This is a genomic window from Bacillus sp. GW821-FHT01G09 (assembly GCF_059422205.1).
Window position 1 is genome coordinate 608223 of the sequence record NZ_JBWKWL010000001.1, and the last position, 15584, is coordinate 623806.

Sequence of the window (15584 nt, forward strand, 5' to 3'; positions counted from 1 at the left end):
ACAAAAAGAGGCTGACCATCACCAGCCTCTTTTTTCTTATTTAGATAACATTAGTGATTGCTGAGTGAAAATTTTCTCAACATCTTTTTGGGTATAAGCCGGGAAGTATTCACCGCCGCCTACTTTCGCAATTGCGTTCAGCTGGCCTTTGTATCCCTCTTTATAATCAAAGCCGATCACATTAACAGTGATATTGTCTTTTTGCAGTTCCTTTGCTGTTTTAATCGGGTTTCCTCCGCACGTTTCCTCACCGTCTGTCAACAGATACACCACTTTTTCCCCTTTTGCATCAAGCTGGTCAAAAGAAGATTTCGCCTCGTTCAGCGCTTTGGCAATTGGCGTCCAGCCAGTCGGCCCAATTGTATTGAGAGAATTGAGGAAGCTTTGCTCGTTAAAGCTTTGGAAGCCGTATACGTTGCGAATGGCTTCACATGACTGAACTTTTCCGGAATTTTTATTGTTTCCTTCAGAGCCAAACACGCTCATTTTCACCTGAGTTCCTTCTGGCAGTGAGCTCGCAAACTTTGAAATTTCTTTTTTGGCTGAATTAAATTTAGATACACCGTCTATTCTTTTCGCCATACTTCCGCTGGCATCAAGCAAGACCGCCACGTTCGCCGGCGCTTTAGCCTCCGTTTCTTTCTTTTCAGCTGCAAAAGCAGGTGAAGTTAATCCAAAAAGCAATCCTGTCATCATGATCAGTGAAAATCTTTTCTTCATGTTCGTACCCCTTTACCAATTTGTTTCTGCGTGCAGATGTTCAACGCTGAACATAATCTATCGTAATCAACAAAAACCGAGAAATAAATAGGGCGGGCTTCCCCATTGCTGTTGTTTACTTTTGCATAGAAACCTATGTTTTTATTAGTGATTTCCACCTAACGCCCCTATGAAAAGAGAAGATTGTCCGCCTTTCGGCTTTCGTTATATGAGTCTGTCGAAGTCTGTCGACACATGTGGATGACTTTACCACAATCTCAAAGCCTGAAATCAGGAAAAAAGGACTGATCCTTAAAGACGGTCAGAAGCTCCTCTAAACCGTTTCAGCTGCTCTTAGATAAAAGATATTCAGGAACAGAAAAAGACGCCTAAAGAGCGTCTTTTTCTACTTTTTCGCCATATATTTATTCAAAAACGCATCTGCCTCAGAAATTTGTGTGCCTTGGTAATAGTACTTTACAATGTCATCAACCGTTTTGCCTTCTTTGGCCATAAAATTCGCTCCGTATTGGCTCATCCCCACACCGTGGCCAAATCCTCTCGTCGTGACTGTAATTGTGTCTCCATTTCGCTTCCATTCAAAATCGGCGGAGTTGAGACCCAGCTTTTCACGTATGTCTCTTCCTTTCAGCGTCTTGCCGTTAATGACGGCAGTTGCAACCTGGTGGCCCGGTGTCTCGCCGGTAATCTTCCCTACTGCGCTAGATCCATCCAGCTTGACGCCAAGCTTTTGCTGAAATTCTGCCGCTGTAAAGGTTTTCGTTGCCTTATATTTCGGAGACTTTTTATCCCATGGGCTTTTGACGCTTTTTAAATATGGGATAGCACTTGTCCAATAAGCTTCTGCATTCTCTGTGTAGCCGTTGCTTGTGGAGAAAAAGGATGCTTCAATCGGCTGGTTGTTGTACGTTAAGATTTTGCCTTGCGTACTGGCTACCGCAGCTGTGATTTTCTTCAGTTTTGTCTCATAGCTTGTGCCCCACTGTTTTTTCAGCTCCGCTTTGTTTTTATACACCTGGAACATCTGTGTATCATCCACCAGTGAGCCTTTAGGAGCCTCAACCGCTGAATTTGACACCATCAGTCTGACAATAAATGTTCTGGCGGCGAGAGCCTGGGCTTTCAATGCTTCAGATTCAAAGGTTGCCGGCATTTCGGAGGCGACGACTCCAATCACATACTCTTCAAGCGGAATGTCTTCTACGGATTGATTTGCGGTTCGATAGACGGGAATAGAAACAGGTGATGCTTTCAATGTTTCTGCTCCTTTCGATGCTGGTTTCGTGCTGACTGCTGTCTTTTCTGATTCTACGCTGGCCCCTGCTTCCTTATTATGCTGGAATGGTATAACCAAGAGTGTGGGAACCAAGAGAATCAATGCACATAGTACGGATAGTGTGATTGCGAATTGTTTCATATTCAGCTGCCTCCTGCTCGGGATTCGACTCTAGTCTAGTCTATGGGCAGGGACAAGCTAATATGACTCTCGTTTTGGACAGAAACTTTATTTGTCATTTACGTATTCTTTTTTGCTATTTTGCGCATAATGATGATAATACACAAAAAATAAAAAACCAGTATGCCAGAGTGACATACTGATTTTCAAGTAAGTTTATGCATTTAAGTCAGAAACGACTTCTTTATTCTCTTGCTCAGAAGCAGACTCATCATTTACACGTTCGATGTCTGCGCCCAGAGCGGCAAGCTTCTGATGGAAATCAACGTAACCGCGGTCTAAGTGCTTCAATTCAGTAACACGTGTGTGACCTTCAGCCACTAACCCCGCAAGAATCAGCGCTGCACCTGCACGCAAATCAGTCGCTGCAACTTCAGCTCCCTGAAGCTGTACAGGACCGTTAATGATGACAGAACGTCCTTCAATCTTGATATCACCATTCATACGGCGGAATTCTTCCGCATGCATAAAACGGTTTTCAAAAACGGTTTCTGTAATCATGCTTGTGCCGCTTGCACGAAGCAGAAGCGCCATCATTTGTGACTGCATATCAGTCGGGAAGCCTGGGTGAGGCATTGTTTTGATGTCAATCGGTTTAAGTTCTTTCGGGCCGATGACACGCAGGCCTTCACCTTCATCCTTAATTGTTACACCCATCTCTTCCATTTTTGCAATTAAAGAGGTGAGGTGCTCAGGAACCGCTCCTTTTACTAATACGTTTCCTTCAGTGATTGCAGCAGCAACCATAAATGTGCCCGCTTCAATACGGTCAGGAATAATATGGTGTTTTACGCCGTGAAGCTTTTCGACTCCTTCAATTTTGATGGTGCCGGTGCCAGCTCCGCGGATTTTTCCGCCCATGCCGTTGATATAGTTTGCTAAATCAACGATTTCGGGTTCTTTTGCCACGTTTTCCAGCGTTGTTGTTCCTTCAGCTAGAGCGGCTGCCATAATCAGGTTCTCTGTAGCTCCTACACTTGGGAAGTCCAGATAAATTTTTGCGCCTTGCAGTCGGCCTTTTACTTCAGCTTCAATGAAGCCATTACCGACTTTGATTTCTGCGCCCATTGCTTCAAAACCTTTTAAATGCTGATCAATCGGTCTGGAACCAATTGCGCATCCGCCCGGAAGTGCAACTCTTGCATGACCTGTACGCGCAAGAAGCGGCCCCATGACAAGCACAGACGCACGCATTTTACGAACATATTCAAAAGGTGCTTCAGTTTGCAAAGCGTATGAAGCATTTACAGTCACTTCATTATTTTCAAAATGCACATCTGCTCCTAAATGACGCAACACTTCGTTAATTGTATATACATCGGAGAGCGTAGGTACATCACAAATTACGCTTTTTTCTTCACTTGCTAATAAAGATGCAGCGATAACAGGTAAAACGGCATTTTTAGCGCCTTCAACTTTGACTGTGCCGTTTAACTTCTGACCGCCGCGGACGATGATTTTTTCCAAGGTATTCCCCTCCGCGTCCCTAAATTCTCTATATTAATATTCAGTCGTAACGATTGGTGTGCCAACCGTAACGGTATGTTTTCCGCCCATTCCTGCACTTCTAAGTGCAATTTGCAAATTCATTTTATGTTTCGAGGTCATAATGTACTCTTCCCACTCATCTGTAAACGCAGAAATAGAAACGAAATTTGGCTCAACTACATGTTCTACTGATCTTGCTTGAAATTCATTTAATAACTGATTTGCTTTTTTTTGCAAAACAATATTCATATTATCATCTAAGTGACCATTTAGACAAGTAAAAATAACTACTTTTTCTTGGAATATCCCAAGTGTCTCCCGTTCAAACTGTTCATATGTATCATTCCAGCTATCCGGTGTCTCTAGACTCATTTGCTCATATAATAAATACGAAGTTGGATTGTGTTTTTTGAGGGTTGTGACAAGCTGCAGTCTAAAAGAAGTGCGATTTTTTTTGTCAGTATATGTGCCAATTGCCTTTATCATTTTATCTTCCCGTGCAATCACCCAATCATATTGACGATACTCTGATTTTAAACGTTGCACTTTTTGATAAAATTCTTTTTCGGTCAGTGACATGTTTTGTTTTGCATGCAATGTCCACTTATCTATTGACACATCTTGGCGTTCCATCCCCTCTGCCATTTGTGCTAACGGCGTTAATTCACTCGCATGAATGGTATGGAAAACAGCAATGACGAAGCTTAACATGACGGAAATGATAATAGCGTGGCTTACTTGTTTTTTCTTCATGTTCATCTCTCCCCCTTATCCCCAGTTTTACCGGAGGCAAGAGGCGCCATACGTAAAAATCTTCGTCAAAACTCGAGCTATTAGCCTCAACCCGCTTCTCCCAACCATTTAATGATAATAATGTTCAAAACCTATTAAAATAGATAGGGAAGCTGCTGTGAATAATTGAGGTAATCTAAAAAGAAATTGGCAACGGCCGTTCCAATGGCGATTGTCAGCAAAATCATCAGGAGTCTTGCCTGCACGACTTTGCCTTTTTTGATTAACGGATCTATATTGACGGCTTGCAACGCCCACCAAGTCACTGCTATAAAAATCAGGTGAACGACAATGCCGATTGCAGCCTGCTGTCCCAATACACTCATCTATTACACTCCTTTCTCTGCGTTCATACCCTTTCTTATTATATAAGAAGCACAGATAAAGATGATACATTTTATACAGAACGGAATAATCACCCAAATCTAGGGCTAATCCCCGCTTAAAGTGCGATTCTTTTACATGGTATACTTTATTGGAAAGGAGCTGGCAAATGTGAATCATTCTTTTTTTCAGCCTGAAAAGCAATATGGTGAGGACCTGCCAATTTTTGATCAGGAATGGGAAGCAATTGCATTCTATTATGATTATAGACAGTCACAGATTGAAGAACTGAATGAATTGTGTCAGTTTTTTAACATTTCTCTTACCTATACGAGAGAAAGCCTTGAAGAGCTTGAAAACCTCTATTTTCAAAGTATACAAGAGCTTTTGCTTGCTGATTGGAATCTTCCTATTGAAGAATTCGAGAAAATGATCAGTGTTTATCTTATAGATTGCGTGATTGCCCGCCATGAAGATGCTGAATGGGTTGTAAAACCTTATCCCTATAAAGACGGCGCTTATACACTTGGCTTTAGAAGACATCGCAAATCGTGGCATACAATGAATGCCTGTGATGGTTTATACCTGCGCCAAAAAGAGGATCGCCCGCTGCTGTCGCTGTTTGATTCTCTTGTTCGTTCATAAAAAAATCCTTCTCATAAAGAGAAGGATTTTTTCTTATTTCCCTGCTACATCCAATCTGTTCAAAGCCCGCTGTAACGCAAGCTCAGCCCGACGAATGTCAGTATCATCTGATTGAGTATTCAAACGCTCCTGCGCCCGCTGGCGTGCAGCTTCAGCGCGCTCTTTATCGATGCCTTCTGCTGTCTCGGCAGCCTGGGCAAGGATGGTGACCTGATCAGGACGGACTTCGACAAATCCGCCGCTGACGGCAACCATTTCAGTCTGCCCGTCTTTTTTCAGACGGACAGCGCCGATTTTAAGAGGAGCCACGGTTGGAATATGGCCTGGCAAAATACCGAGATCGCCGCTTTCGGCTCTCACACTCACCATTTCGATATCCGCATCGTATACTGGGCCGTCGGGAGTAACGATATTGACTTTAACGGTCTTCATGCTTTTACCCTCCTAGGACCAGATTAAACTTCTACACCCATTTCTTTTGCTTTCTCAACAACTTCTTCGATACGGCCTACAAGACGGAACGCATCTTCTGGAAGATGGTCGTATTTACCGGCTAAGATTTCTTTGAAGCCTTGTACCGTCTCTTTTACAGGCACGTAAGAACCTTTTTGTCCAGTGAACTGTTCAGCCACGTGGAAGTTCTGAGAAAGGAAGAACTGGATACGGCGTGCGCGGTGAACGACAAGTTTGTCTTCCTCGCCTAATTCATCCATACCGAGAATCGCAATGATATCTTGAAGCTCTTTGTAACGCTGAAGCGTTGACTGTACTTCACGCGCAACTGCATAATGCTCTTCTCCGACAATTTCAGGAGCAAGGGCGCGTGATGTAGATGCCAACGGATCAACCGCAGGGTAAATACCCATTTCAGTTAATTTACGCTCAAGGTTTGTTGTCGCATCCAAGTGAGCGAACGTTGTCGCCGGCGCCGGGTCAGTGTAGTCATCGGCAGGAACGTAGATCGCCTGGATAGATGTAACTGATCCAACGTTCGTAGACGTGATACGCTCTTGGAGCTGACCCATCTCAGTTGCAAGCGTCGGCTGATAACCAACCGCTGAAGGCATACGGCCAAGAAGGGCTGAAACCTCTGAACCCGCTTGTGTGAAACGGAAAATGTTATCGATGAAGAACAGTACGTCCTGTCCTTGTACATCACGGAAGTGCTCAGCCATTGTAAGGCCTGTCAAAGCAACACGCATACGTGCGCCCGGCGGCTCGTTCATTTGTCCGAATACCATGGCTGTTTTGTTGATTACGCCAGAGTCACTCATTTCGTAGAAAAGGTCGTTCCCTTCACGAGTACGCTCTCCTACGCCGGCGAATACAGAGATACCGCCGTGCTCTTGCGCGATGTTGTTGATTAATTCCTGGATTAATACGGTTTTACCTACACCGGCACCACCGAACAATCCGATTTTACCGCCCTTAATGTAAGGAGCAAGCAAATCAACAACTTTAATACCTGTTTCAAGAATTTCAACTTCTGTTGAAAGCTGATCGAATGAAGGCGCCTGTCTGTGAATCGGATCCTTTTTCGCATCCGCAGGAACCGGCTCATTCAAATCAATATTTTCTCCGAGAACGTTAAATACACGTCCAAGTGTTACATCACCAACCGGTACTGAGATTGGCGCTCCTGTATCTACAGCTTCCATACCGCGCTGAACACCATCTGTAGATGCCATTGCGATTGTACGGACTGTATCATCACCTAAATGAAGAGCGACCTCAAGCGTTAAATCAATACCTACTTCGTTTTCACTTGCAGCTGGCTGTGAAATTTTAATCGCATTATAAATTTCAGGCAAGTGACCGTCTTCAAAACGCACGTCGACGACCGGTCCTAATACCTGGCTAACGCGTCCTTTCTTCATCGCTATCCCTCCTGACAAAATCTTTCTATTCTAAAGCGGCTGCTCCGCCGACAATTTCCGTAATTTCTTGTGTGATCGCTGCTTGGCGAGCGCGGTTGTAAGAAAGCGAAAGTGAATCGATAAGTTCCTTCGCGTTGTCTGTTGCATTTTTCATCGCCGTCATTCTTGCAGCGTGCTCACTTGCTTTACTGTCAAGAAGCGCACCGAAGATTAAGCTTTCTGCATATTGAGGAAGCAAAACCTCCAGAACCTCCTCTTCAGATGGTTCAAATTCATAAGACGCCGTTCTTTTTCCGCCGCCGCTGCCCAAATCAGATAACGGCAGAAGTTTTTTCTCCGTTACTTCTTGAGTAATGGCGCTGACAAAATGGTTATAAACAAGGTGCAATTCATCAAACGCACCGTCTATAAACATTTGGATCGTTTGACGGGCAAGATCTTTAATTTCTGTAAACGTTACTTCATCCCCAAGTCCTGTTAACTCGGAAATGATCGGAATCTCACGTTTCTTAAAGAAATCACGGCCCACTCTTCCGATGGCAATCACCGCATACTCATCCTTAGACTGATGACGTTCTTGCATGGCCTGATAAGCACTTCGTAAAACCGAACTGTTAAAAGCGCCGGCAAGACCGCGGTCAGACGTAATGACAAGGTATGCCGTTTTTTTCACTTCTCTGCTGAGAAGCATCGGGTGCTTTACGTTGCCGGAAACTCTTCCGACGTTTGACACAACCTCTTGGATTTTATCCATATATGGCACAAATGATTTTGCATTGTTTTCAGCACGATTCAGCTTAGCCGCAGATACCATCTGCATGGCTTTTGTAATCTGACTTGTTTTTTTCGTTGACGTGATCCTTGACTTAATATCGCGTAATGAGGCCAAAGATTTCACCACCTTTTCTCTTCATCTGCGTAAAAAGAGAGAAAAAGAGAACCTTTTTCTCTCATCAGCATTCGAGTTAGTTGCTTGGTGCAAATGTGCGTTTGAAGCCTTCGATTGCAGCTTTGAAGTCTTCATCAGCAGGAAGGTTTCCTGTTTTTGCAATTCCGTCAAGCAGGTCTTTATGGTTTTGGTCAAGGTACATGTAGTACTCTTCTTCAAAACGTCTGATATCCGCCACAGGAATATCATCGAGATATCCTTTTGTCAGCGCATAAAGAATGGCTACTTGCTTTTCAACCGGAAGCGGCTTGTTCAGATCCTGCTTCAGCACTTCAACTGTACGTGCACCGCGGTTCAGTTTTGCCTGAGTCGCTTGGTCGAGGTCAGAACCGAATTGAGCGAATGCTTCCAGCTCACGGTATGACGCAAGGTCAAGACGCAAAGTACCTGATACTTTTTTCATCGCTTTGATTTGCGCTGAGCCGCCGACACGGGATACAGACAATCCGGCGTTGATCGCTGGACGTACGCCTGAGAAGAACAAATCAGATTGCAGGAAGATCTGTCCGTCGGTGATGGAAATGACGTTCGTCGGAATATAAGCAGAGATATCTCCGGCTTGTGTTTCTACGAACGGCAGAGCTGTAATTGATCCTGCGCCTTTCGCGTCGCTAAGCTTTGCTGCACGCTCAAGCAGACGGGAATGAAGATAGAATACATCCCCAGGGAACGCTTCACGGCCTGGCGGACGGCGAAGAAGCAAGGACAGCTCACGGTAAGCAGCCGCTTGTTTAGAAAGATCATCGTATACAACAAGAACGTGCTTGCCGCTGTACATAAATTCTTCTGCCATTGTAACCCCAGCATACGGTGCCAGGTACAGAAGCGGTGCCGGCTGTGACGCAGACGCCGTTACAACAATTGTATAATCAAGCGCGCCGTGTTTACGCAATGTTTCTACTACGCCGCGGACTGTTGATTCTTTTTGACCGATCGCAACATATACGCAGATCATGTCTTGATCTTTTTGGTTCAGGATCGCATCGATCGCAACAGATGTTTTACCTGTTTGACGGTCACCGATGATCAGCTCACGCTGGCCGCGGCCGATTGGAATCAGTGCATCGATCGCTTTGATACCGGTTTGAAGCGGTTCATGAACGGATTTACGGTCCATAACGCCTGGTGCAGGGCTCTCAATCGGACGAGTTTTGCTTGTAAGGATCGGGCCAAGTCCGTCTACCGGCTGGCCTAACGGATTTACAATACGGCCGATTAACTCTTCACCAACAGGAACCTCCATGATGCGGCCTGTTCTTTTTACTTCGTCTCCCTCACGGATCTCACTGAAAGGTCCTAAGATGACGATACCTACGTTTGATTCTTCAAGGTTTTGAGCCATACCCAAAACACCGTTTGAAAATTCGACAAGTTCACCGGCCATACAGTTGTCAAGGCCGTGCACACGTGCAATACCGTCACCGACTTGGATGACTGTACCTACGTCTTGAACTTCAATATCAGATTGATAATTTTGTATTTGCTGTTTTATCAGCGTGCTAATCTCTTCAGCTTTGATGCTCACTTAGGTTTCACCCCTTCTATCGATTTTCCCCGGCTAATTGACGTTCAATGCGCTGAAGCTTCCCGCTTACGCTGCCGTCATAAATCCGGTTTCCAATGCGGACTTTAATGCCGCCTATTAAATCCGTCTGCACTTCATTTCTGATTCTCAGTGAAGCGACTCCGGCTTTTTTTGCAAACACTTGTGATAATGGTAAAATTTCCGCATCCGTCAGCGGTTTCACTGAATATACGATTGCGTCTTCTGTTTGACGGGCCTCATTTGCGAGTTTGATAAACTCATCTGTGAGCTCAGGCACAATCGCGGCACGATGGCGGTCAATCAAAAGAAAAATCGTATTAAGCACGGACTGTGACAAAGAGCCAAATGCATTTTGGATCAGCTCTTTTTTCTTCGCAGCCGGCACCTTCGGATGGTTCAACACATCATTAAGCGCTTTTTCATTTTGAAATACTTGTTTTACAACAGTTAGCTCTTCTTCTACTTGATTCAGCTGAGCGGACTCATTGGCTATATCAAAAAGAGCTGATGCATATCGTTTAGAGACAGCTGATCCACTCATCGGCTTTCTCCTACCTCTTTAAGATAGTCCTGGATCAATTTCTCTTGCGCTTGTTCATCCAGTTCTTTTTCGATCACTTTCGACGCAATCATGACAGAAAGAGACGCTACTTGCTCACGGAGAGCAGAAACCGCCTGTTCTTTTTCCTTCACGATTTCAGTTCTTGCTGCTTCTTTCAGACGTTCAGATTCTGCACGTGCAGCCTGAATAATCTCTTCTTTTTGCTTCTCTCCCAGTTTCTTTGCGTTTTCGATAAGAGTTTGGGATTCCTGTCTTGCTTCTTTTAAAAGAACGCGCTGCTCTTCAATCAGCTGCTGCGCTTCTTTATTTTTTTCTTCAGCAGACGTAATTTCTCCAGCGATGTGGTCTTCACGCTGTTTCATTATGTTTAATAGCGGCCCTAAAGCGTATTTCTTCAGAAGCGCTAATAAGATTAACATAGCTAACAGTTGGAACAGGATATCTCCGCCGTTAAACGACAATCCTAGTTCAAGTGGTAATTGAGACATCTACTACGGCAACTCCCTTCTGCAGGTTTTTCTTTGCTGATCCAGCAGCCGCACTTGTCTCTTTTCAGCCGGCAAGGCGGGATGCTTATCAGACATAAAGCAATGGCGAAGGTTCTCTTGGAATGATCTTCGCCATTTTTAGTTCATATAAGGCTTTTATGCTTAGCCAAAGAACGCTAAGAATGCGATAACGACAGCGATAATAGGAAGGGCTTCAACTAATGCGATACCCATGAACATAAGAGTTCTCAGTTCTTTACCTGCTTCCGGCTGACGGGCAATCCCCTCTACCGTACGTGAAACAATCAAACCGTTACCAATACCTGCACCAAGTGCGCCTAAACCAATTGCAATCGCAGCTGCTATTAAATTCATGAAAAAGTTCCTCCTTTAAAATGTTATCCGTTTGGATATAATGTTTTAATGATCATGACTGATTTTATGAGACATGTACACCATCGTCAGCATTGTAAAGATAAATGCCTGGATAGCACCAATAAATAAACTGAATGCTTGCCATGCCAGCATCGGCAGAATGGCACCGATTGTACCGACAAGACCGAGAGCCACGCTTTGCGAATAATGGCTTGTTGCTAATCCCGCAAGCAGGCCGAGAAGAATCTCACCGGCGAAGATGTTACCATACAGCCGCAAACCTAGAGTCAGCGTATTCGCAAACTCTTCGATGATTTTCATCGGGAGCATGAATGGAACAGGTCTTAAATAGTCTTTGGAATATTCCTTGAGCCCTTTCATCTTCACACCATAGTAGTGGGTTAAAGCAACAACCATCACGGCTAGCGTTAATGTAATGGCAGGATCGGCTGTCGGAGACTTCCACCAGAGCTCATGTCCGATTGTAATAGAGAACGGCAGCCCCAGCATATTCGACACAAATATGTACATCAGCAATGTGACACCAAGTGCCAAGAAGTTAGCCCCTGTTTTTAAATCCATTGTACTGCCAATAATATTGCGGACGAAATCAACAATCCATTCCATAAAGTTCTGGGCTTTTCCGGGACGGATCGAAAGCGTTCTTGTCGTCAATATAGCAATCAATAAAACAATCACACTCGCCACAGTAATCATCAGAATGTTTGTCAGATTAAAAGTAAGACCTAGAAATTCTATAGTTCTGTAACCATGATTCAAAGGGTTTTCACCTCTCTTCCATTGATGAACGTTTAAGCTGGATAAAGGAATCTATCATAATGACAGGGTATATTGTCATTAATCCAATAACTGTACTTGCCATATGAAAATATTCGGGATTTTTATAGGCAACAGCCACAGCAAGAATCGCATTGCACCACCGCGCTGCGCTCCCGAGAGATCGTATGGACTTTCCTTTCTCAACAGCTCTGTCAAAAGCATTCATTCTTCTGACGAGCAGTAAAAAATTAAACAAACTGAAAACAGTTCCCAGAATAAGGCCTAAAAAAACGGTTTTATACGCTGTTAAACCATAACCCAGTACATACACTGCCAAAATGAACAATAAATATTTGCGTTGTCTGCTAAATGTAAGCTTGGGATCGTCCATCAATTATCTGTCTCCTGATGAAAAAATAATGTATAGCTTGGATACGGCAAAAATCAGCGGTTAACCCTTAGTAGAAGACCTTTTTTGACCGGCAAAACGGGCCTGTTCGAAAAAATCATTCATCCGCAAGCCTTGCAGGGATGCTGTTTCATTCGCTTAAATAAATCCTCATAATACGGGTTTGCTGAGAGGATTTACATTGAGGATGAGGACTATAATGAAAGCTATGAAAACCTTCTCATAATACCCTCGTTTAGCATACAATAGCCCCTAACATGTGTCAATCTGTTTAAAGTTAAAAAACTTTTTATACTTTACGTCTCCACAGAATGTTCACATTTTCACCTATAATTGTATACAGATTCACCGAATAGCAAAAAAATGGATAAAAAAATGAAACCCCCTTTTGGGGATTTCATTTTTTATTTTGTTCCAAACATGCGGTCACCCGCATCTCCGAGACCTGGAACAATATAACCTTTTTCATTTAATTTTTCATCTAGCGCCGCAATGTAAATATCAACGTCCGAATGATGCTTCTGCAATTCTTCCACACCCTCCGGCGCTGCTACAAGACACATGAAACGGATATTTTTCGCACCGCGTTTTTTAAGGCTGTGAATGGCTTCAACTGCGGAACCGCCCGTAGCGAGCATCGGGTCAACCACGATGAATTCACGCTCTTCCACATCAGAAGGAAGCTTGACATAGTATTCCACGGGTTTTAAGGTTTCTGGATCACGGTAAAGGCCGACATGTCCCACTTTTGCCGCAGGAATCAGCTTTAAAATGCCGTCAACCATTCCCAATCCTGCTCTGAGGATAGGAACCACTCCGAGTTTTTTTCCTGAGATGACTTTCGATTTCGCAGCCTGAACCGGTGTATTGATATCCACTTCTTCCAGAGGAAGATCGCGGGTAATTTCAAATGCCATGAGTGTAGCTACTTCATCTACCAACTCTCTAAAATCCTTCGTACCTGTATTTTCATTCCGTATATATGTCAGCTTGTGCTGAATTAAAGGATGATCAAATACATAAACCTTTCCCATACTGTGTTTCAGCTCCTTTTTTATTGTCCCATCAACAATTACACACTTCTATTGATTCTACAAAAAAAGACATTGAGTTTCAAGAACATCGTCAAAAAACCCGCCGGGCATAAGCCCAAGCGGGTTTTAGGATCTTAATAATCTAATTCTTTATATAAAGGAAATTTATCAGTCAGAGCAGCTACACGCTGTCTTGCTTCTTCAAGTTTTCCTTCGTCTTCGTGGTTTTTCAATGCAAGCGCAATGATAGCACCGACTTCTTCTAAAGCGTCTCCGTCAAAACCGCGGCTAGTTACAGCAGCTGTACCAAGACGGATGCCGCTTGTTACGAAAGGTTTTTCAGGATCATATGGAATCGCGTTTTTGTTAGACGTAATACCGATTTCATCAAGTACATGCTCCGCAACCTTACCAGTCAGTCCGAGCGAACGAAGATCAACAAGGATAAGGTGGTTGTCTGTTCCGCCTGAAACGAGCTGGATGCCCTCTTTCGTTAAGGCTTCAGCCAGACGTTTCGCGTTTGAAATGACGTTTTGTGCATATGTTTTGAAATCGTCCTGCAATACTTCACCGAATGAAACAGCTTTTGCGGCAATAACGTGCATCAGCGGGCCGCCTTGAATTCCAGGGAAGATCGATTTATCAATTTTCTTGCCAAACTCTTCACGGCAAAGGATCATACCGCCTCGAGGACCGCGAAGTGTTTTATGTGTTGTTGTTGTAACGAAATCAGCGTAAGGAACCGGGTTTGGATGAAGGCCTGCCGCAACAAGTCCTGCGATATGTGCCATATCCACCATGAAGTAAGCGCCGACTTCATCAGCAATTTCACGGAATTTCTTAAAGTCGATTGTACGAGGATACGCACTTGCTCCTGCTACGATAAGCTTCGGTTTATGAGCGAGGGCTTTTTCACGCACGTCATCGTAATCAATATATTGAGTTTCTTTATCTACGCCGTACTCAACAAAGTTATATTGAACACCGCTGAAGTTGACTGGGCTTCCGTGTGTTAAATGGCCGCCGTGGGAGAGGTTCATCCCAAGTACAGTATCGCCTTGCTCCAAAATCGTGAAGTACACTGCCATGTTTGCTTGCGCGCCTGAATGAGGCTGAACGTTTACATGCTCCGCTCCAAAGATTTCCTTCGCGCGGTCACGAGCGATATCTTCAACGACATCGACGTGCTCGCATCCGCCGTAGTAGCGTTTGCCCGGATATCCTTCTGCGTATTTATTTGTCAAAACAGATCCTTGTGCTTCCATAACTGCTTCACTTACAAAGTTCTCAGAAGCAATCAATTCGATCTTAGTCTGTTGGCGTTCACGCTCATTTTTAATGGCGTTAAACACTTGTTCGTCTTGCGCAGGTAAATGTTTCATCAGCGAGATCCTCTCCTATCCGTATCCTGTTCTTTGTTTTTACCATCACTATTGTACATGGTTTTTAAGGCCGATGTAAAAGATTATTTTTAAAAAATCTAAATTTTTATTGGTAAAAACGAATATTGATAACTTAAATTTAATTTAAAGTTCGGAATTTATTTCACTGTCTTAAAATAAAAGAAAAGACTGGCTATGCAGTCCTTTCATTCGCACTCATAAACCGCCCGCACTCCGCCGATTAGTTTCGGCCGTGTACGCGCCAATGTCACATGAGCTGAACCGAGGCTGTTTTGAGAGACACGCACAGGGACAGCCACCGGCTTCAGATGCATGCCGATAAACGTATCGCCTATATCAATTCCGGCGTCAGCCTGAATGGTTTCAACAAGAACAGGAGACTTCATCTGCTTAAACGCATAAGACGCCATCGCTCCGCCCGCTTTTGGAACGGGCACGGCAGAAACGGTTGGAAGCCTGAACAGCTTGGCTGTTTCTGCTTCGACGACAAGCGCTCTGTTTAAATGCTCGCAGCATTGAAACGCCAGATGGATTCCCGTTTTTTCCCGAAGCTCGGCAAGTCCGCTGTAGATGCTTTCAGCGATATCTACACTGCCCGATGTGCCGATCCGGCTGCCGGCCACTTCGCTCGTGCTGCATCCAAGGACGAAGAGCTGATCTTGTTTCAATTCCGCTTGGTCCTGAAACTCAGACAGCATCGTCTTCCACGTTTGTTTCAACTCATTCATTAAACAGC

The 15584-nt window shown here is 44.1% G+C and carries 18 protein-coding genes; 1 reads left to right on the forward strand and 17 read right to left on the reverse strand.

What is annotated here, in order from left to right:
• Nucleotides 1-36 precede the first annotated feature (36 nt).
• The 5 genes from AC07VD_RS03015 to AC07VD_RS03035 all read right to left on the reverse strand — a co-directional run bounded on the left by AC07VD_RS03015 (nucleotide 37) and on the right by AC07VD_RS03035 (nucleotide 4782).
• Nucleotides 37-720, reverse strand: coding sequence for a vWA domain-containing protein (locus tag AC07VD_RS03015; protein ID WP_024571497.1), 684 nt, complete (start codon nucleotides 718-720; stop codon nucleotides 37-39).
• 385 nt (nucleotides 721-1105) lie between these two features.
• Nucleotides 1106-2137: a stage II sporulation protein D gene (spoIID, locus tag AC07VD_RS03020; RefSeq protein WP_015714866.1), complete on the reverse strand. Its 1032-nt coding sequence runs from the start codon at nucleotides 2135-2137 to the stop codon at nucleotides 1106-1108.
• A gap of 195 nt (nucleotides 2138-2332) precedes the next feature.
• A complete protein-coding gene (gene murA, locus AC07VD_RS03025) occupies nucleotides 2333-3643 on the reverse strand; it encodes a UDP-N-acetylglucosamine 1-carboxyvinyltransferase (RefSeq protein ID WP_003227695.1) in 1311 nt (436 codons plus the stop codon).
• A 33-nt stretch (nucleotides 3644-3676) separates the two neighbouring features.
• Nucleotides 3677-4417, reverse strand: a complete 741-nt coding sequence (locus tag AC07VD_RS03030) for a YwmB family TATA-box binding protein (RefSeq protein ID WP_015483817.1) — start codon at nucleotides 4415-4417, stop codon at nucleotides 3677-3679.
• A gap of 134 nt (nucleotides 4418-4551) precedes the next feature.
• Entirely contained in the window at nucleotides 4552-4782 is a 231-nt protein-coding gene (locus AC07VD_RS03035; RefSeq protein ID WP_003227691.1) for a DUF1146 family protein, read from the reverse strand.
• Between the two features lie 169 nt (nucleotides 4783-4951).
• On the opposite strand from AC07VD_RS03035, the gene AC07VD_RS03040 reads away from it, so the two are divergent.
• Complete coding sequence (locus AC07VD_RS03040) at nucleotides 4952-5425, forward strand: YwmA family protein (protein ID WP_043940215.1); 474 nt, start codon at nucleotides 4952-4954, stop codon at nucleotides 5423-5425.
• 33 nt (nucleotides 5426-5458) lie between these two features.
• Here the strand turns inward: AC07VD_RS03040 and AC07VD_RS03045 are convergent, their stop codons facing one another.
• The 12 genes from AC07VD_RS03045 to AC07VD_RS03100 form a co-directional block, all read right to left on the reverse strand.
• The gene (locus AC07VD_RS03045; protein WP_021480810.1) at nucleotides 5459-5857 is read right to left on the reverse strand and encodes a F0F1 ATP synthase subunit epsilon; all 399 of its coding nucleotides are present in this window, start codon (nucleotides 5855-5857) and stop codon (nucleotides 5459-5461) included.
• A 23-nt stretch (nucleotides 5858-5880) separates the two neighbouring features.
• A complete protein-coding gene (gene atpD, locus AC07VD_RS03050; RefSeq protein WP_003227686.1) occupies nucleotides 5881-7302 on the reverse strand; it encodes a F0F1 ATP synthase subunit beta in 1422 nt (473 codons plus the stop codon).
• 25 nt (nucleotides 7303-7327) lie between these two features.
• Nucleotides 7328-8191, reverse strand: coding sequence for an ATP synthase F1 subunit gamma (gene atpG, locus AC07VD_RS03055; protein WP_003244388.1), 864 nt, complete (start codon nucleotides 8189-8191; stop codon nucleotides 7328-7330).
• Between the two features lie 76 nt (nucleotides 8192-8267).
• Nucleotides 8268-9776 carry a F0F1 ATP synthase subunit alpha gene (gene atpA / locus AC07VD_RS03060; RefSeq protein WP_014478256.1) on the reverse strand — a complete coding sequence of 503 codons (1509 nt, stop codon included), beginning with the start codon at nucleotides 9774-9776 and terminating at the stop codon, nucleotides 8268-8270.
• 16 nt (nucleotides 9777-9792) lie between these two features.
• The gene (locus tag AC07VD_RS03065) at nucleotides 9793-10338 is read right to left on the reverse strand and encodes a F0F1 ATP synthase subunit delta (RefSeq protein WP_003227679.1); all 546 of its coding nucleotides are present in this window, start codon (nucleotides 10336-10338) and stop codon (nucleotides 9793-9795) included.
• A complete protein-coding gene (gene atpF, locus AC07VD_RS03070; RefSeq protein ID WP_003244051.1) occupies nucleotides 10335-10847 on the reverse strand; it encodes a F0F1 ATP synthase subunit B in 513 nt (170 codons plus the stop codon). Before atpF ends, AC07VD_RS03065 begins: the two co-directional genes overlap by 4 nt.
• Nucleotides 10848-11009: 162 nt before the next feature.
• The gene (atpE, locus tag AC07VD_RS03075; RefSeq protein ID WP_003151167.1) at nucleotides 11010-11222 is read right to left on the reverse strand and encodes a F0F1 ATP synthase subunit C; all 213 of its coding nucleotides are present in this window, start codon (nucleotides 11220-11222) and stop codon (nucleotides 11010-11012) included.
• A 45-nt stretch (nucleotides 11223-11267) separates the two neighbouring features.
• Nucleotides 11268-12002, reverse strand: coding sequence for a F0F1 ATP synthase subunit A (atpB, locus tag AC07VD_RS03080; protein WP_003242621.1), 735 nt, complete (start codon nucleotides 12000-12002; stop codon nucleotides 11268-11270).
• Nucleotides 12003-12009: 7 nt separating this feature from the next.
• Entirely contained in the window at nucleotides 12010-12393 is a 384-nt protein-coding gene (atpI, locus tag AC07VD_RS03085; protein WP_003243159.1) for an ATP synthase subunit I, read from the reverse strand.
• A 422-nt stretch (nucleotides 12394-12815) separates the two neighbouring features.
• Nucleotides 12816-13445 carry a uracil phosphoribosyltransferase gene (upp, locus tag AC07VD_RS03090; protein WP_003227670.1) on the reverse strand — a complete coding sequence of 210 codons (630 nt, stop codon included), beginning with the start codon at nucleotides 13443-13445 and terminating at the stop codon, nucleotides 12816-12818.
• 134 nt (nucleotides 13446-13579) lie between these two features.
• On the reverse strand, nucleotides 13580-14827 hold the full coding sequence (gene glyA / locus AC07VD_RS03095) for a serine hydroxymethyltransferase (RefSeq protein WP_003227669.1): 1248 nt from the start codon (nucleotides 14825-14827) through the stop codon (nucleotides 13580-13582).
• A 206-nt stretch (nucleotides 14828-15033) separates the two neighbouring features.
• On the reverse strand, nucleotides 15034-15576 hold the full coding sequence (locus AC07VD_RS03100; protein ID WP_003227667.1) for a TIGR01440 family protein: 543 nt from the start codon (nucleotides 15574-15576) through the stop codon (nucleotides 15034-15036).
• Nucleotides 15577-15584: the final 8 nt, after the last annotated feature.